The 15,522-nt window shown below is 69.9% G+C and carries 20 protein-coding genes and 4 tRNA genes; 14 read left to right on the top strand and 10 right to left on the bottom strand.

Annotated elements, in window-relative coordinates:
- The 6 genes from LB823_RS11990 to LB823_RS11965 form a co-directional block, all read right to left on the bottom strand.
- The coding region (locus tag LB823_RS11990) for an acyl-ACP desaturase (RefSeq protein WP_224647400.1) at window positions 1-167 on the bottom strand (167 nt) is incomplete at its 3' end.
- A 156-nt stretch (window positions 168-323) separates the two neighbouring features.
- Window positions 324-962 (bottom strand): response regulator transcription factor, encoded by a 639-nt coding sequence (locus LB823_RS11985; protein WP_224647394.1) that lies wholly within the window; start codon window positions 960-962, stop codon window positions 324-326.
- Window positions 959-2,113 carry a histidine kinase gene (locus tag LB823_RS11980; RefSeq protein WP_224647393.1) on the bottom strand — a complete coding sequence of 385 codons (1,155 nt, stop codon included), beginning with the start codon at window positions 2,111-2,113 and terminating at the stop codon, window positions 959-961. Before LB823_RS11980 ends, LB823_RS11985 begins: the two co-directional genes overlap by 4 nt.
- 64 nt (window positions 2,114-2,177) lie before the next feature.
- Window positions 2,178-3,008: an ABC transporter permease gene (locus LB823_RS11975; RefSeq protein WP_224647391.1), complete on the bottom strand. Its 831-nt coding sequence runs from the start codon at window positions 3,006-3,008 to the stop codon at window positions 2,178-2,180.
- Window positions 3,005-3,967 carry an ABC transporter ATP-binding protein gene (locus LB823_RS11970; protein ID WP_224647389.1) on the bottom strand — a complete coding sequence of 321 codons (963 nt, stop codon included), beginning with the start codon at window positions 3,965-3,967 and terminating at the stop codon, window positions 3,005-3,007. The genes LB823_RS11975 and LB823_RS11970 overlap by 4 nt, the downstream gene beginning before the upstream one ends.
- The gene (locus LB823_RS11965) at window positions 3,964-4,245 is read right to left on the bottom strand and encodes a hypothetical protein (RefSeq protein WP_224647387.1); all 282 of its coding nucleotides are present in this window, start codon (window positions 4,243-4,245) and stop codon (window positions 3,964-3,966) included. The genes LB823_RS11970 and LB823_RS11965 overlap by 4 nt, the downstream gene beginning before the upstream one ends.
- 191 nt (window positions 4,246-4,436) lie before the next feature.
- Between LB823_RS11965 and LB823_RS11960 the strand changes: the two genes are divergently transcribed.
- Genes LB823_RS11960 through LB823_RS11945 form a run of 4 tightly spaced genes read left to right on the top strand, consistent with a single transcriptional unit; the run spans window position 4,437 to window position 8,672 of the window.
- On the top strand, window positions 4,437-5,369 hold the full coding sequence (locus LB823_RS11960) for a carbohydrate ABC transporter permease (RefSeq protein WP_224647385.1): 933 nt from the start codon (window positions 4,437-4,439) through the stop codon (window positions 5,367-5,369).
- 26 nt (window positions 5,370-5,395) lie between these two features.
- Window positions 5,396-6,199, top strand: a complete 804-nt coding sequence (locus LB823_RS11955; protein WP_224647399.1) for a carbohydrate ABC transporter permease — start codon at window positions 5,396-5,398, stop codon at window positions 6,197-6,199.
- A gap of 38 nt (window positions 6,200-6,237) precedes the next feature.
- Window positions 6,238-7,554 (top strand): ABC transporter substrate-binding protein, encoded by a 1,317-nt coding sequence (locus LB823_RS11950; RefSeq protein WP_224647383.1) that lies wholly within the window; start codon window positions 6,238-6,240, stop codon window positions 7,552-7,554.
- 47 nt (window positions 7,555-7,601) lie between these two features.
- Window positions 7,602-8,672, top strand: a complete 1,071-nt coding sequence (locus LB823_RS11945; protein ID WP_224647382.1) for an ABC transporter ATP-binding protein — start codon at window positions 7,602-7,604, stop codon at window positions 8,670-8,672.
- Here the strand turns inward: LB823_RS11945 and LB823_RS11940 are convergent.
- On the bottom strand, window positions 8,586-9,839 hold the full coding sequence (locus tag LB823_RS11940; protein ID WP_224647398.1) for a glycosyltransferase: 1,254 nt from the start codon (window positions 9,837-9,839) through the stop codon (window positions 8,586-8,588). The two genes, LB823_RS11945 and LB823_RS11940, sit on opposite strands and share 87 nt — an antisense overlap.
- A 109-nt stretch (window positions 9,840-9,948) precedes the next feature.
- Here LB823_RS11940 and LB823_RS11935 point away from each other — a divergent pair, with 109 nt between their 5' ends.
- The 3 genes from LB823_RS11935 to LB823_RS11925 all read left to right on the top strand — a co-directional run bounded on the left by LB823_RS11935 (window position 9,949) and on the right by LB823_RS11925 (window position 11,472).
- Window positions 9,949-10,365 carry a VOC family protein gene (locus LB823_RS11935; protein WP_224647380.1) on the top strand — a complete coding sequence of 139 codons (417 nt, stop codon included), beginning with the start codon at window positions 9,949-9,951 and terminating at the stop codon, window positions 10,363-10,365.
- 53 nt (window positions 10,366-10,418) lie between these two features.
- Window positions 10,419-10,491 (top strand) — tRNA-Lys (locus tag LB823_RS11930).
- A 417-nt stretch (window positions 10,492-10,908) separates the two neighbouring features.
- Window positions 10,909-11,472, top strand: coding sequence for a YdeI family protein (locus LB823_RS11925; RefSeq protein ID WP_224647378.1), 564 nt, complete (start codon window positions 10,909-10,911; stop codon window positions 11,470-11,472).
- Between the two features lie 56 nt (window positions 11,473-11,528).
- On the opposite strand, the gene LB823_RS11920 is transcribed toward LB823_RS11925, so the two are convergent.
- The 3 genes from LB823_RS11920 to LB823_RS11910 are packed head-to-tail and all read right to left on the bottom strand — an operon-like array spanning window position 11,529 to window position 12,776.
- Window positions 11,529-12,023 carry an SRPBCC family protein gene (locus tag LB823_RS11920; RefSeq protein ID WP_224647376.1) on the bottom strand — a complete coding sequence of 165 codons (495 nt, stop codon included), beginning with the start codon at window positions 12,021-12,023 and terminating at the stop codon, window positions 11,529-11,531.
- Window positions 12,020-12,349, bottom strand: coding sequence for a helix-turn-helix transcriptional regulator (locus LB823_RS11915; protein ID WP_224647374.1), 330 nt, complete (start codon window positions 12,347-12,349; stop codon window positions 12,020-12,022). The genes LB823_RS11920 and LB823_RS11915 overlap by 4 nt, the downstream gene beginning before the upstream one ends.
- A 40-nt stretch (window positions 12,350-12,389) precedes the next feature.
- Complete coding sequence (locus LB823_RS11910) at window positions 12,390-12,776, bottom strand: DoxX family protein (RefSeq protein ID WP_224647372.1); 387 nt, start codon at window positions 12,774-12,776, stop codon at window positions 12,390-12,392.
- Between the two features lie 78 nt (window positions 12,777-12,854).
- Here LB823_RS11910 and LB823_RS11905 point away from each other — a divergent pair, with 78 nt between their 5' ends.
- From LB823_RS11905 to LB823_RS11875, 7 genes are all read left to right on the top strand, one after another.
- Window positions 12,855-13,697 carry a sigma-70 family RNA polymerase sigma factor gene (locus tag LB823_RS11905; RefSeq protein ID WP_224647370.1) on the top strand — a complete coding sequence of 281 codons (843 nt, stop codon included), beginning with the start codon at window positions 12,855-12,857 and terminating at the stop codon, window positions 13,695-13,697.
- 166 nt (window positions 13,698-13,863) lie between these two features.
- Window positions 13,864-13,936, top strand: a tRNA-Glu gene (locus LB823_RS11900).
- Between the two features lie 25 nt (window positions 13,937-13,961).
- Window positions 13,962-14,038, top strand: a tRNA-Asp gene (locus LB823_RS11895).
- A gap of 42 nt (window positions 14,039-14,080) precedes the next feature.
- Window positions 14,081-14,154: transfer RNA gene (locus LB823_RS11890), tRNA-Phe, on the top strand.
- Window positions 14,155-14,263: 109 nt separating this feature from the next.
- Entirely contained in the window at window positions 14,264-14,518 is a 255-nt protein-coding gene (locus tag LB823_RS11885) for a hypothetical protein (RefSeq protein ID WP_224647368.1), read from the top strand.
- Window positions 14,519-14,598: 80 nt separating this feature from the next.
- Window positions 14,599-15,036, top strand: a complete 438-nt coding sequence (locus LB823_RS11880; RefSeq protein ID WP_224647366.1) for a DUF6264 family protein — start codon at window positions 14,599-14,601, stop codon at window positions 15,034-15,036.
- A gap of 257 nt (window positions 15,037-15,293) precedes the next feature.
- Complete coding sequence (locus LB823_RS11875) at window positions 15,294-15,482, top strand: hypothetical protein (protein WP_224647364.1); 189 nt, start codon at window positions 15,294-15,296, stop codon at window positions 15,480-15,482.
- Window positions 15,483-15,522 lie beyond the last annotated feature (40 nt).

Below are 15,522 nucleotides of genomic sequence, written 5' to 3'. Positions count from 1 at the left end.
TAGTCCGATCCGCCGAGGGCGGCGAAGTTCTTGCCGTCCGACCACGGGATGTAGTCGTGGGGGCTCCAGTCCTTCGTCATCGAGAGATGGCGGTTGACGTTGTCCTCGGCGACACCGGAGAGCTCCTGCAGGAGCTCCAGCTGGGTCAGTTGGCGGGTCGACATCATTCCTCTTTCGACGTTTGGATCAGTTCCAGATTATCCCGAAAGTCTACGCACTTCGGTCGTTGTACTCAACGTCCCCAGCGGAAAGTGACCCTTTCGGGTAAGGGACGCACCAGGTGCATCGCCATGGGACGTGGGTACGTTACACCGAGACGAGGGTCACAGGATCCAGCCGAGCTCGCGGGCCCGCACCGCCGCTTCGTACCGGTTCGCGGTTCCCAGCTTCGCCATCGCGGACGACAGATAGTTACGCGTGGTGCCCGCGCTGAGGTGCGCCCGCTTCGCGATCTCCTCGACCGACGCGCCGTCGACGGCGAACTCCAGCACGTCGGCCTCGCGCGGGGTCAGTGGCGAATCGCCCGCGCTGATCGCCTCCGCCGCCAGCTCGGGGTCGACGTACCGCCCGCCGCCGTGGACGGTGCGGATGACCTGCGCCAACGTGGCCGCCGGCACCGTCTTCGGCAGGAAGCCGCGGACCCCCGTCGCGAGGGCGCGCTTGAGGTAGCCGGGCCGTCCATGGCTGGTCACGATGAGCGTCGCGGCGCCGGGCGTCCGGCGCAGCAGCTCGGCCGCGGTGTCGATGCCGTCCGGGCCGGGCATCTGCAGGTCGATCACCGCGACCGCGGGCGGGAGGCCCTCGGTGACGCGGCGCTCCCACAGCGCGATCAGCTCGGTGCCCGACGCCGCCTCCGCGGCCACCGAGATGTCCGGTTCCAGGTCGAGCAGCGCGGCCACGGCCGTGCGGATCAGGTGCTCGTCGTCCGCGATGACCACCTCGATCTCGGGTGTCTCGGTCATGCCGCCTCCCAGGTTGCGGTCAGGGTGAACTCGTCGCCGTCGTGCGCGGCGTCCAGTGCCGCGCCCACCGCCCGGAGCCGCCCGCGCAGCCCGTCGATGCCCGACGGTGCGCCGTCGCCCCCGGTCGCGGGGCCGGCACCGTCGTTGCGCAGGACCAGGCCCGACGGGCGCAGCGTGAGCACGGCCTGCGTGGCCGTGGAGTGCTTGACGATGTTGGTGGTGCCCTCGCGGACGACCCAGGCGGCGGCCTCGTGGAGTGCGGGCGGGATCTCGTCGGGCTCGCCGATGACGCGGAGCTCGCAGCCCGCGGCGGAGAGCAGGGAGCGGGCTCCGGCGACCTCGGTGGCGAGGTCGATGGCGCGGTAGCCGCGGACCAGGGTGCGGGCATCCTCCATCGAGGAGACCGCGAGGGCCTTGACCTCGTCCATCTCGCCGGCGGCGCGTTCGACGGCGCCCGCCCGGGCGAGCGTGGCGGCGAGCTCGCTCTTGACGGAGATGGCGGAGAAGGCGCGGCCGACCACATCGTGCAGGTCCCGGGAGAAGCGCAGGCGTTCCTCGGCGACCTCGAGTTCGGCCGCGAGCCGCTTGCCGTTCTCCAGCTCGGTGAGGATCTGCATGCCCCAGACGGTGCTGCGCGAGGTCCACATCAGTGCGGCCCCCACCACCAGCAGCAGGAAGCTGACCTGCCAGGCTTCGGGCCCGCGGGTGAGCAGCGGGGTGAGGACGGCGCCGGCGACGAGGACGAACCAGCGGTGCCGCACGAACGGGATCACGCCCGCGGACGCCATGAAGAAGGTCATCGATGCGGTGACCGCGGCCTCGTTCTTGTCCACGCCGGGGAATCGGGCGGCGACGATGGTGGCCAGCCAGACGCCGGCGACCCCTACGACCGCGAACCGCCAGGCGAGGCGTCGCTGGCGGTCGGTCGCGCGGATCGCGAGGTCGGGCTGTGCCTCGATCCCCGCGATCGAGGCGAGGCCGGCGATGACGATGCCGATCGCCGGCCAGGCGCGGGTGCCACTGACCAGGAGCATGGTGACCACGCCGACCATCACGCTCTGCAGGACGAGCCGGGTGTAGAGGCGGTACTTCTCCACACCCGGCATGTCCCGCCACCACGCCACGACGCGGCGCAGCGGGGCGGGGATCACTCGATCACCCGCGGTCGTCCCAGCGGAACCACTTCCGAGTGAGGACGAGGGACGGCAACGGGCGTCACCCGCGGTCGTCCCAGCGGAACCACTTCTTCGCGAGGATGACTGCGATCACGGTCCATACCGCCAGTGTCGCAAGCGGGCGGCCGGTCTCGCCGAAGGTGGCGGCGAAGCCGAGCGTCGCGGCGTCGTCGGGCGCGCCGGGCGCGAGGCCCGCCTGCCCCAGCCGGATGAGGTCGGAGATCGCGGCGAAGGGCGTCCAGTCGGCGATCAGGGCGAGCCGGTCCGGGAGGATCTGCCGGATGTTCGCCATGCCCACCATCGAGATCACCATGACGGGCATCGACGTGATCTGCGCGGCCTCGGCGTTCTTGGTCATGGCGCTGGTGGCGAGTGCGAGCAGCGTGAAGATCACCAGGCCCGCGGCGAGCGCGAATACCATGAGCAGGGCGTTCACGGGCAGCGGCCCGCCCGCGCCGTACACGGCGCCGGCCACGATGACCGCGCCGAGCACGGTGAGGGCGATGCCCGGCACCGCGGGGGCGGCGAGGATCTGCAGGTCGGAGGACTCGCCGGTGCGCAGGCGCTTGAGCACGCCCTCGGAGCGACGGGTCGTGACCATCGACAGCACCGAGTAGTACTGCACGAACAGCAGCGCGAAGACGGCGAACATCTCCATCGTGATCGCCACGCCGAGCGGCTTCGGGGCCGCATCGCCCCGGGCGAGGAAGAACAGCAGTAGCGGCGTCCCGATGGGGAAGACGGTCCCCATGAAGAGCAGCGTCTTGTTCCGGCGGAACTGCAGGAACTCGGCGTGCGCGAGGGCGCGCAGCGGGTGCCGGCCGTATCCGACGGCGGGCGCGGACGGGGTCGCGGCGGTGGTGGCGGTCATGCGGGGGCTCCGATCGGCTCGTCGGCGACGGTCTCGTCGCCGCTCGCGATGGTGAGGAAGACGGACTCGAGGGAGGGGTGCCGGGCCTGCAGCCCGGACAGCGCGAGGTCGCGGCCGGCGGCCCACCCGAGGAGGGCGTGCAGGTCGTCCTGCAACCGGAAGGTGCGCAGGGTGACGCGGCCGGCACCGTCGGCCGCGGCGGACCAGCCGTCGGCGAGCGACGGCAGGGGCACGCCGGGGTCGTCGAACGAGATCTCGGCGGGGTGGCCGCCGACGATCTCGCGGAGCGTCCCGAGCCGGGCGATCGCGCCACGGTGCATGATCGCGATGCGGTCGGCGAGCGCCTCGGCCTCGTCGAGGTAGTGCGTGGTGAGCACCATCGTGACGCCGTCGCGCTTGAGCTCGCTGAGCAGCTTCCAGGTGGCGCGGCGGCTCTCGGGGTCGAGGCCGGTGGTCGGCTCGTCGAGGAACAGCAGCCGCGGCTGTCCGATGAGCGCGCACGCCAGGTCGACGCGCCGCTGCTCGCCGCCCGAGAGGGCGCCCACCCGGACGTCGGCGCGCTCGCGCAGGTTCACGCGGTCGAGCACGGCGTCGGCGGTGGTGGGGTTGCTGCAGGTGCCGCGCCACATCTCGAGGGTCTCGCGCACGGTCAGCTCGGCGGGCAGGCCGCCGGACTGCAGCATGATGCCGGTCAGCGGGCGGACCCGGCGCCGCTCGGCGTGCGGGTCGAGGCCGAAGACGGCGAGCTCGCCGGCGCTGGGCCGGGCGAGGCCCTCCAGCAGGTCGAGGGTCGAGGTCTTGCCGGCGCCGTTGGTGCCGAGGAGCGCGAAGACCTCGCCGGCCTCGACGCGCAGGTCGATGCCGCGGACGGCCTCGAAGGCGTCGGCGCCGGTGCCGTACGTGCGGCGCAGACCGGTCGCCTCGATGACGGGGCCGGGGGCGGACGCGGGGGCGCTCATCGACGGTCCCACTTCCGCATGCCGAGCACCCACCGCACCGCGAGGTGCAGCGCGGCGACGCCGGCGACGATCGAGGCCAGCACGACGGGCGGCTGCAGCACGACCACGACGAGCGCGATGAGCACGACCGTCGCGACGATCACGGCGCCCTCGCGGGCCCGGGTCGGGGCGGGGCCGAGTCGGCACACGTCGACGAAGAAGTCGTGCAGCCCGCCGGACGACGGTGCCGCCGGCGGATGGTCGGGACGGTGGGCGGTGTGGAGATCGTTGGCGTTCATGCATTCAGCTTGTCCGCGATCCGGGCCGCCCAGTAGTGCGCGCTGTCAGCGGTTTCCCGCAGGTTGTCACCGATTCCCGATGACATCTGTCATGCCGGGCGGCCGCACCGCCCCCGTGCGATCATGAATTCGTTACCGAATCTTTTCCCGTTCTTCCTCCGCCGGACGGGGAAGTGCAGCACGCTACGGCAGTGACCGCCACGACCGAACGGGTGGAGCCATCACCCAAGACGGGGCTGGCCGCCAACCTGGTACTCAAGGACAACCTGCTGTTCCTGTTGTTCGTCGTGCCGAACCTGGTGCTGCTGGCCGTCTTCACCTATCGCCCGCTGATCGACAACGTGCGCCTGAGCTTCCAGGACTGGTCGCTCGCCAGCGTGGACCCGGCGCGGTGGATCGGTCTCGACAACTATCGCGAGTTCTTCTCCAAGGCGGAGAGCTGGCAGGTCGTCACGATCACGCTGATCTTCACGGTGAGCGCGGTCATCTTCTCCATGGTGCTGGGCCTTGCGCTGGCGATGCTGCTCGATCAGAACCTCAAGGGCCGCAACCTGGTCCGCTCCGCGGTCTTCGCGCCCTTCGTGATCTCGGGCGCGGCGATCGGCGCAGCCTTCTACTTCGTCTTCAACCCGCAGTTCGGGGCGGTCGCCTCGATCCTGGCGTGGCTCGGCATCGAGAGCCCGGACTTCTACCAGAATCCGGGCTGGGCGCTGTTCCTGGTGACCTTCACCTACATCTGGAAGAACCTGGGCTACACCTTCGTCATCTACCTCGCCGCGCTGCAGGGCCTCAACAAGGACCTCGACGAGGCCGCCGCGATCGACGGCACGCCGCCGTGGCGCAAGTTCGTGCGCGTCACGCTGCCGCAGCTGCGGCCCGCGACCTACTTCCTGTCGATCACCGTGCTGCTCAACAGCCTTCAGGTCTTCGACATCATCAACATCATGTTCCCCGCGGGCGGCCCGCAGGGCGGCACCACGACGATGGTCTTCGACATCTACTGGCAGACCTTCCGGAACCAACGCGCCGGCTACGGCGCGACCATCGCGACGATCATGTTCCTCGTGCTGCTCATCGTGACCGTGGTGCAGGTGCGGATGATGGATCGGGGGGACGACAAGTGAGCGGATCGCCCACGGGCACCACCGGAATGAAGGCGCTCGGCTACCTCGGAATGGCGGCGACGCTGCTGCTCGTGGCCGTGCCCGTGTACTTCATCGTGATCACCTCGTTCAAGGACCGGCCGGACATCTTCGTCTCGCCCGCGACGTGGTGGCCGCCGACCTGGTACCCCGAGAACTACAGCTACGTGACGCAGGAGATCCCGTACTGGCAGTACCTGCGGAACTCGGCGATCATCACCCTCGTCACCGGGACCATCAAGTTCGTCCTCGGCGTGAGCACCGCCTACGCGCTGGTCTTCCTGCGCTTCCCGTTCAAGAAGCTGCTGTTCCTCGTCGTGATCGCGGCGCTCATGGTGCCCAACCAGATCACCGTCATCTCGAACTACGCGCTCATGGCGGACTACCGCAACACCTTCGTCGGCATCATCCTGCCGCTCGCGGGCGTCGCCTTCGGCACCTTCCTCATGCGCAACCACTTCCTCTCGCTGCCCAAGGAGATCGTGGAGGCGGCGCGCATGGACGGAGCCGGTCACCTGCGCCTGCTGTTCCGGGTGATCCTGCCGATCTCCATCCCCACGATGGTGGCCTTCGCGGTCATCACGCTGGTGAACGAGTGGAACGAGTACCTCTGGCCGTTCCTCATGTCGGACAACGCCGCCGTCGCGCCGCTGCCCGTCGGCCTCACCCTGCTCCAGAACACCGAGCAGGGGGTGAACTGGGGGCCCGTCATGGCGGCCACCCTGCTCACCGCCCTGCCGATGCTCATCGTCTTCCTGATCCTGCAGCGGCAGATGATCAAGGGCCTGACCTCCGGCGCCGTCAAGGGCTGACCGGGACCACCACAGAAGAAACACCAAGGGAGAAACTCATGGGCGACTTCACACGGCGCGGATTCCTCGTCACCGGCCTCGCGGCGACCGCGGCGGTGGCGGCGGCGTGCGCGGGCTCGGGTTCGGGCGGCGGCTCGTCGAACTCGGGCAGCGGCGGCAGCGGCGGCGACATCACGCTGCGCTTCCTCAGCAACCACCCAGGCAGCTCGAAGGCGACCGAGCAGGCGCTGATCGACGAGTTCCAGAAGGCCAACCCCGGCATCAAAGTGGAGCTGCTCGACGGCGGCAAGAACTACGAGCAGGTGGCCCAGAAGTTCCAGACCTCGCTGTCCGGCGGCGACAAGGCCGACATCATCGTCGTCTCCGACGTCACCTGGTTCAACTTCGCGCTGAACAAGCAGATCGCGCCTCTTGACGACCTCTTCGGCGCCGCCGGCCTCAAGCCCGAGGACTACGTCGACTCCCTGCTCGCCGACACGAAGTTCGACGGTAAGCACTACGCCGTGCCCTTCGCCCGTTCGACGCCGCTGTTCTACTACAACAAGGACGTCTGGAAGAAGGCCGGTCTCGAGGACCGCGGCCCCAAGGACTGGGACGAGTTCGCGCAGTGGGCGCCCCGCATCCAGGAGGCCATCGGCGGCGACAAGAAGGCCATCGTGATCGCCGACGGCGAGAACTACATCGACTGGGTCTTCGAGGGCTGGAACTGGTCCAAGGGCGGCGCCTACTCCGACGGCTGGGACCTCAAGTTCACCACCCCGGAGTCGATCGCCGCGGCCAACCAGCTCAAGGACGTCATCGGCAAGTGGGGCCGCCTGGCCACCACGCCGGAGAACGACTTCGGCGCCGGCCTGGCCGCCGTCACCCTGCAGTCCACCGGCTCGCTCAAGACGATCAGCACCACCGCCAAGTTCGAGCTCGGCACCGCCTTCCTCCCCGGCCCCGCCGGCAAGTCGTGCCCCACCGGCGGCGCGGGTGTCGCGGTGGCCGAGGGCATCTCGGCCGAGCGCAAGGCCGCCGCGGTGAAGTTCATCGAGTTCCTCACCAACACGGCGAACACCTCGAAGTTCTCGCAGGCCACCGGGTACATGCCGGTGCGTAAGGCCGCCGTCGACGAGCCCTCGATGAAGGCCTTCATCGAGAAGAACCCGAACTTCGGCACCGCCGTCAAGCAGCTCCCGCTGACCCGCAGCCAGGACAACGCCCGCGTCTTCGTGCCGGGCGGCGGCGAGGACATCGGCCGGGCGCTGCAGCAGATCGCGACCGGCGGCGACGCCGCGGCCGTGCTCGGGGCGCTGCAGAAGACCATCCAGGGCAAGATCGACTCGCAGATCAAGCCCAAGCTGCCGAAGTAGTCCCGGCAGCAAACGGTTCCGTACGAACTAGGAGTGACAGGAAGACCATGGCAACGGTGCGTTTCGACGGTGCGACCGTCCAGTACCCGGGCGCCGAGCGGCCCTCGGTCAGCTCGCTCGACCTGGACATCGCCGACGGCGAGTTCGTCGTGCTGGTCGGCCCGTCGGGCTGCGGCAAGTCGACCAGCCTGCGGGCGCTGGCCGGGCTCGAGGCCGTCACCGACGGGCGGATCCTCATCGACGACGTCGACGTCACGGCGGTCTCGCCGAAGAAGCGCGACGTGGCCATGGTCTTCCAGAACTACGCGCTCTACCCGAACATGACGGTGGCGCAGAACATGGGCTTCGCGCTGCGCAACGCCGGTGTCTCCAAGGAGGACACGGCGAAGCAGGTCGCCGAGGCCGCGGCGATGCTGGAGCTGGAGCCCCTGCTCGACCGCAAGCCCGCGCGGCTCTCGGGCGGACAGCGCCAACGCGTCGCGATGGGGCGCGCCATCGTGCGCCACCCCAAGGTCTTCGCGATGGACGAGCCGCTGTCGAACCTCGATGCGCGGCTGCGGGTCTCGACCCGCTCGCAGATCTCCGCGCTGCAGCGGCGGCTCGGCGTGACCACGCTGTACGTGACGCACGACCAGGTCGAGGCCATGACCATGGGCGACCGCGTCGCGGTGCTCAAGGACGGGCTGCTGCAGCAGGCGGCGCCGCCGCGCGAGCTGTACGACGATCCGGTCAACACCTTCGTCGCGGGCTTCCTCGGCTCGCCGGGCATGAACCTGCTCACCGTGCCCCGCACCGACGCCGGCGCGGACCTCGGCGGCGCGACTGTGCCCGTGCCGCGCACCGTCGAATCCGGTGCGACGGTGACCGTCGGCCTGCGGCCCGAGGCCTTCGACGTGGTCGCGGCGGGCACCCCGGGCGCGGCGAAGGGCACCGTCGCGCTGGTCGAGGAGCTGGGCGCCGAGGCGCTCGTCTACGTGACCGTCGACGGTCAGGACAAGCCCGTCGTGGCGCGCGCCGACCGCGCGTCGACGCTACGAGCCGGCGAGGAGACCGGCCTCGTTCCGGCGGCGGAGCAGGCGCTGTTCTTCCACGCGGAAACGGGCGACCGGCTGCGCTGACCGTCCGCCGCGCAGGAACATCCGCCGCTGCGCGGTCGCCCGGTGCAGGTCCAGCATCGCGTCCACCGCGCGGTCCCAGGTGTACTGCTCGGCACAGGCCCGCGCGGCCGTGCGGTACTCGTCGCGCTCCAGCACTGACTGCACCGCCGCGGCGAACGCGGCCCCCGTGTCGGCCGCCGGAAGCCCGCACCCGTCGCGGGTCACGTCGGCCAGGGCGCTGTTGCGGGACACCACGATCGGCGTGCCGGACGCCAGCGCCTCCATCGCGCTGAGCCCGAAGGTCTCGTGCGGGCCGGGGCAGATCGCGACGTCCGCCGCCGCGAGCAGGTCGGCGAGGGCGTCGCGGTCCGCGAGGTGCCCGGTGAACGTGACCGGCAGACCGCGGGCCTGCCGCCGCAGCTCGTCGGCCATCGCGCCGTCGCCCGCGATCACCAGGCGGGCGCGGACACCGTCGGCCACGAGGGCCCGCACGACCTCGATCCCGCGCGCCGGGTGCTTCTCCATCGACAGCCGGCAGGACTGTACGAGGAGGACGTCCGCAGCGGTGTCGTGCGGCCCGCTCGCTCCGCTCCCGGCGCCGGTGGCCCAGCGGGCGCGCGCCGATGGGGTGGCGCGGTCCGGGCGGAAGGTCGCAAGGTCGACGCCGAGCGGCACCGTCTCGACGTTGGGCGCCTGCACGCGGGCGAACTCCTCGCCGGCGAAGGCGGTGGTGCAGACGACCGAGTCGTAGCTGCGGGCCGTGCCGAGGTTGGCGACGTCGGCGGCCCAGGTCGCGACGCCCGACGGTGCCCCCAGTTCGATCATCCGGTCCAGGCGCTCGTGGCTGATCATGATCGAGCCGATGCCGTGCGCCTTCGCCCACGGGCCCATGCCGCGCAGCGTGAGGCGGTCGGAGACCTCGAGGCTGTCGGCGCCGAGGCGGGGGAGGAGCCGGCGGATGAGGACCGGGCTGGCGGCCCGGTAGCCCTCCACCTTGAAGAACTTGCGGCCCGGGACGGTGATGCGGCGGACGCCCGAGTCCAGCACCTCGTCGTCGTGCCCGCGGCCCGCGACCACCAGCGTGACGGCGTGTCCGCGGTCGACGTAGCCCGCGCCCAACTGGTCCACGGCGGTCCGCAGGCCGCCGGAACGGGGCCCGTAGAAGTTCGCCAGCTGAACGATGTGCATCGGCTGCATCTCGCCAGGCTGCCCGCGAGGTCGGTCGCGGGGGTGAACGGGCGGAATCCGCTGGACGAACTGTATGAACTTGTCGGTCCACGGGAGCAGAATCAGGGGCATGACCGTACGCCTGAACCCCTACATCAGCTTCTCCGACAACGCCCGCGAGGCGCTCGAGTTCTACCGGGACGTCTTCGGTGGCGAGCTCGAGATCTCCACCTTCGAGGGCATGCCGCCCGAAATGCTCTCGGACCCGAACGACGCCACCAAGGTGATGCACGGCCAGCTCACCACGGCGGACGGCTTCACCCTCATGTGCGCCGATACACCGACCGGGATGCCGCGGAACGTCGGTGACGACGTCTCCGTCTCCCTGTCGGGCGACGACCTCGCGAAGCTCACCGGGTGGTGGGAGAAGCTGTCGGCCAGCGGCTCCGTCACCGTCCCGTTCGTGCAGGCGCCGTGGGGTGACACCTTCGGCATGTGCATCGACGGCTTCGGCGTGCACTGGATGGTCAACGCCGCGGCGTCCTGACCCGGCCCTGCGCATGTCCCGTCGCCGGTCAGTCGCTAGACTGACCGGCGCTAGGGCCTCTAGCTCAATTGGTAGAGCTCCGGACTTTTAATCCGTTGGTTGTGGGTTCGAGTCCCACGGGGCCCACTCAGATGGTAGTGTGGTAAGAATCGCGTTGTGCAACCTGTAAATGCTCCGACCCGATTGCCTCTTTGTGAGCTTTGCGGAGGCGTGCAGGTCGGCGGTCTCAGGGTGGAGTACCAGGGTGGCGGCGGACTCTACTCCGGCGGCCGTGCGCTGTGGAGGAACAATCCGTCGTCGACGTTGGCTGCGGTCGTCTGCCTCGGATGTGGGCACATGAAATTGTTCGCAACCGAACTCGGGAGAATCCGGCAGGAAGCCCGGGATCATCCCGATCGGTTCACGTGGTGACGATGTAACGACATGCGGGGCAACGACATGCGCGGGGGTCCTGTGAATTCAGGCGAACACCGCCGAGAACGCGGTCGGCAATCAGGCGGATCGACGCACGACCGAGGGCCCGCGCGACGGGGCGTACTGGATGTGCTCGAATTCGCCACCGGTGACGAGTGGGATGCCTGGCTGGAGCAGCACCACGACACCGCGCCGGAGGCGTGGCTGCGGATCGCGCGACGAGGATCCGCGGTTCCGGGGCTGACGATCGAGGACGCGCTGGACGGGGCGCTCTGCTTCGGCTGGATCGACGGGCAGCGGAGGTCGAACGACGCCGACTCCTTCCTCCAGCGCTATTCGCCGAGGCGCCGCACCAGCTCGTGGTCGCGGATCAACGTGGAGAAGTTCGAGGCGCTGGCTGCGGCGGGGCGGGTGCGGCCGGCGGGCTACGCGCAGCGCGACGCCGCGCGGGCGGACGGGCGCTGGGACGCCGCGTACGAGTCCCAGCGCACCGCCGAGACGCCACCCGATTTCAAGGCGGCGCTGGCCGTGAAACCCGCCGCCGCTGCGGCGTTCGAGGCGCTGAGCCGGTCCGATCGTTACGCCGTGATCCTCACGTTGCTCAAGGCCCGCACTCCGCAGCGGCGCGCCGAGCTCGTCGCGCGGGCCGTCGCCGACCTGAATGCCTCAGGAATTCGAGCCCAGGACACGTAGACGTGCTCAGGTGCACGTCCATGCTCGAAGAACTCGACATCCTGAGGTGTCGGCGACTACTGCACCACCCCGCCCTCGGCGACCGCGCGGAAGCGGTCCAGGTACAGCGGCCAGCCGTTGGCGCCACCGATCCCGGCGGACGCCTGCTCCCAGCCCTCGCCGTGCCGGTCCAGGTGGCGGTGCTCGATCTCGACCCGGGTGCGCTCCGGAGTCTCGGCGACGAAGCGGATCTCGACCTCACTGGTCCGCGCGTGATCGGTCTCGATCTGCCACTGCGGGCTGATGTCCCAGCTGATCGTCAGCGAGTTCGGCGGATCGCACGCGAGTACGCGCGCCCAGGTGCAGACGGTGCCGTCCGTCCCGACGTCGTAGATCGTGCCGCCGGCCTGCGGTTCGAGCACGGTCTTCGCGATCGGCACGGCGAGCAGGTTGTGATCGCGCGGCTTGATCTCGTCGAAGCGCTCGGTGAACACGCGATAGGCGAAATCGATGGGCACGTCGACGGTGATGTCGACCTGCAGTGCGGTGGGGGCGGACGATGCGGCACTCATGACGGTGGATTCCCTTCCTCGGCGTAGGCCTGTTCGGCCAGCTGCTTGAACGTCCTCAGCGTCTGCGTCCAGTAGCCCTCGAGCTCGCGCCGCAGGGCGGCCAGCCCGTCGGGCCGGGGCCGGTAGAGGCGCTCGCGTCCCTGGTTGCGCACGTCGACGAGGTGCGCGTCGAGGAGGACGCGGAGATGCTGCGAGACGGCGGGGCGGCTGACCGGCAGGTCCCGCGCGATCTCGGTCACCGAGCAGGGGCCGGCAGCCACCCGCGCGAAGACCGTTCGCCGAGTGGGATCGGCGAGGGCGGACCAGGGGTCGGCTGCGACGGACACAATGCGTAAGTTACTACTTACGCATTGTGTCGTCAACAGGTCAGGCGCCGTACGGCGCGAGCGCGATCCGGCCCCAGGCCACGAACGCGAGGGCGGCGATGAACACGATGTCGCCCGCCATGTACCCCCACTCGTCGCGGCGGAACCGCGTCGTCGCGGCCCCCGACATGAACAGGGCGAGCCCGCACGCGGCGAGGGGTGAGAGCACCGTCGCCACCCCGGTGACGGCGGGCAGGATCAGCCCCAGCCCGCCCGTCACCTTGATCGCCCCGATCGCCTTCAGGTGGGCGTCGCCGAAGTCGTCCACCCAGTGCTGGTTCGCGCCGAGGGCCCGGTAGCGATCGCGGGGGAGCGCGAGCAGGGCCAGGCCGCCGGCGGTGAAGCCGAGGGCCAGGATGGCGGTGATGATCCACAGTGCGATGTTCATGGCGGTGTCCTCTCGTTACCTTCGCCCGTTCGGGCTCGTCACAGGTCTGACGGATCACCGCATGGAAAGGTAACGACGATGGACCGCACTGAGCAGTTCGAGCAGCACAGGCCGCGACTGATCGCGGTCGCCACCCGCGCCCTCGGGTCCCGCGCGGACGCCGAGGACGCGGTCCAGGAGGCGTGGCTGCGCCTCGACCGGTGCGACGGTCCGCCGATCGAGAACCCGGGCGGCTGGCTCACCCGCGTGGTCGGACGGATCTGCATCGACGTCCTGCGCGCCCGTACGGCGCACCCCGAGACGGAGTTCGACGACGTTGATCCCATCGTCACCGACGACGACGGGCCGGAGGACGTCGCCGTCGCCGCGGACGCTGTCGGGCTCGCGCTGATGGTGGTGCTCGACTCGCTCAAACCGGACGAGCGCCTGGCCTTCGTCCTGCACGACCTGTTCGCGGTGCCGTTCGCCGAGGTCGGCGCCATCGTCGGCCGCTCGCCCGACGCCGCGAAGATGGCGGCGAGCAGGGCGCGGCGCCGGGTGCAGGGCGGCCCGTTGCCGATCGCCGAGCGCCGCGAGCAACGCGCGGTCGTGGACGCCTTCCTCGCCGCCGCGCGCGGCGGCGACTTCGAGGCCCTGCTGCGGGTGCTGGATCCCGACCTCACCTGGACCCGCCGGACGCCTCGCGGCGAGGTGGTCACCATCGGCGCGAACGCGGTGCTCGACGCGGTGCGACGGGGCGACCCGAGCCGGATCGAGGCACGCCGGGTCAACGTGAACGGGTCGCCCGGGATCCTGGTCTGGGGGCCCACGGGGAAGCCGGTCGGGCTCATGGCGTGCACCGTGGTCGGCGGCCGGATCGTCGACGTGGTCTCCATCATCGACCCGGCGCGGCTGGCGCGGATGGATCTGCCCGCACGATGATCGCTGGGGCCTGTTCAGCCGCTGTTCACCGCCGCGGCCCGAGGCCGTCGATTTCTGGCCCCTGACCAGCCGATTTGGGAACTGGGTGGAATGTGCCATAAGCTATCCCAGCTCCCAACGGAACACGGAAGCGGTGCGGAGAGCGGCTTCAAGTCGCCCGAAGCGAGCCCCCTTCGTTTAGTGGCCTAGGACGCCGCCCTTTCAAGGCGGTAGCGCGGGTTCGAATCCCGTAGGGGGTACGTCGCAAGACGGAAAATTGCATATGGCCCTGTGGCGCAGTTGGTTAGCGCGCCGCCCTGTCACGGCGGAGGTCGCGGGTTCGAGTCCCGTCAGGGTCGCCATCCGAGTTCGGAAGAACTCGGCGGTGACGGTTTTACCGGCACGGCCAGGTAGCTCAGTTGGTACGAGCGACCGCCTGAAAAGCGGTAGGTCGCCGGTTCGATCCCGGCTCTGGCCACAAGCAAAACCCCCTGTTCGCAGGGGGTTTTCTTGTGTCCGGAGACGGTGTGCGCCCGCGGCCGATCCGGGGGATTCACCTGATGTGCCGACGCCGGCCGCACGACAGAGTGGACGCGAGCGCCGGCACCGACGTGGGGAGCTACGGCTTCTACATCTTCGACCGGATCTCGCTCGCTGGGCAGCTCATCCGGCGTTCGGCGCCGTCGGATCCGGGACCGCCGAAGGACCGCACGCCCCTGGATCCGGTGCGGAAGGCGGAGGCGAAGCGGCGGGCCGCGGCGGGGGAGAGCACAGAGCGGATCGCCGAGGACTTCGACGTGCACCCGAGCGTGGTCTACAGCGCGGTCCACTCGTTCGACTGACGGCGCATGAGTACTTCCCCCTAGAAGGCCGCGCACTGTTACGGATTCCGGGCAACGGGCCGACGCGCCATGATCGACAGGTGAACGAATCCTCGCGCGGAGGCACCCCCGCAGCCGCCGGTCACCAGGTGCCGCAGTACCCGTACCGGGCGGCGATGCCCGTCGGGCGGCAGGTGCCGACCCACTGGCCGGCGTGGCGCATCGTCGACCTGGTGGCGACGATCGCCCTGTTCGTCGGGTACGCGGTCGGGGTCCTCGGGCTCCTCTACTTCAGCATCTTCTGGGTGATGGCGACGGACTCCTGCGGCGCGAACGACTGCGACTACGACAGGCTCGGCACCGCGTACGTGCTGAACGACCTCGGCGGGGTCGTCGTGTACGCGGTGGCCCTCGTCGTCGCCGTGATCCTCGTGGTGCGGAGACGGCCCGCGTTCTGGCTGCCGCTCGTCGGCGGCGCCGTCCAGGTCGGGCTGTTCCTCGCCGCGATGAATCAACTCAGCGGAGTGACCGCGGCGTAGGCGTTCGCCGCCCTCGCCTCGTCGGGAACGCGGGTTGTCGCCGTTGGGTCACAGCTCACCGGGATGTTCGCGCTGGTCACGGCACCGAAGTGCAGCCATCGCGCCAATGCGGTGAAGTGAAACAAGGGTTCTGTTCCGTACATGTACGGTTGCGCGGCATGCGTGCAGGCGGCAATCATGTCGTTCTCTCCGCGAAACGTCTCCGTGGGGCCCGGCCCGCGAACCGCGCGGGCCGCACGACGAAGGAACGAGCAGTGGTGACTGTGCGACTGTATCCGGGCGACCGGGTTCGATACCTCGAGGAAACCGCCGCCTTCGGCACCCTCCTCTCCGTGCCGTACGACGAGGAGGCCTCGGTACGCCTCGACGACGGCAGGGCGATCCGCGTCCCGGTCGACCGCATCTCGCGGATCTCGGAGCACGCCGCGACGAAGGTCGTCGACTGAGCTGCACTACACGGTGGTAACGATTGCCTGGTGATCACCG

The organism is Tsukamurella sp. M9C (genome assembly GCF_020169415.1).
Taxonomy (GTDB): Bacteria; Actinomycetota; Actinomycetes; order Mycobacteriales; family Mycobacteriaceae; genus Tsukamurella.
The sequence above is the reverse complement of the archived record's forward strand: the minus strand, read 5'-3'. Positions and strand labels throughout refer to the sequence as shown.

Bases quoted from the DNA above. Each gene is read 5' to 3' on its own strand.
- LB823_RS11985 (WP_224647394.1), bottom strand. From the start codon at position 962: ATGACCGAGACACCCGAGATCGAGGTGGTCATCGCGGACGACGAGCAC.
- LB823_RS11975 (WP_224647391.1), bottom strand. From the start codon at position 3,008: ATGACCGCCACCACCGCCGCGACCCCGTCCGCGCCCGCCGTCGGATAC.
- LB823_RS11970 (WP_224647389.1), bottom strand. From the start codon at position 3,967: ATGAGCGCCCCCGCGTCCGCCCCCGGCCCCGTCATCGAGGCGACCGGT.
- LB823_RS11965 (WP_224647387.1), bottom strand. From the start codon at position 4,245: ATGAACGCCAACGATCTCCACACCGCCCACCGTCCCGACCATCCGCCG.
- LB823_RS11955 (WP_224647399.1), top strand. From the start codon at position 5,396: ATGAAGGCGCTCGGCTACCTCGGAATGGCGGCGACGCTGCTGCTCGTG.
- LB823_RS11950 (WP_224647383.1), top strand. From the start codon at position 6,238: ATGGGCGACTTCACACGGCGCGGATTCCTCGTCACCGGCCTCGCGGCG.
- LB823_RS11945 (WP_224647382.1), top strand. From the start codon at position 7,602: ATGGCAACGGTGCGTTTCGACGGTGCGACCGTCCAGTACCCGGGCGCC.
- LB823_RS11940 (WP_224647398.1), bottom strand. From the start codon at position 9,839: ATGCACATCGTTCAGCTGGCGAACTTCTACGGGCCCCGTTCCGGCGGC.
- LB823_RS11935 (WP_224647380.1), top strand. From the start codon at position 9,949: ATGACCGTACGCCTGAACCCCTACATCAGCTTCTCCGACAACGCCCGC.
- LB823_RS11920 (WP_224647376.1), bottom strand. From the start codon at position 12,023: ATGAGTGCCGCATCGTCCGCCCCCACCGCACTGCAGGTCGACATCACC.
- LB823_RS11910 (WP_224647372.1), bottom strand. From the start codon at position 12,776: ATGAACATCGCACTGTGGATCATCACCGCCATCCTGGCCCTCGGCTTC.
- LB823_RS11905 (WP_224647370.1), top strand. From the start codon at position 12,855: ATGGACCGCACTGAGCAGTTCGAGCAGCACAGGCCGCGACTGATCGCG.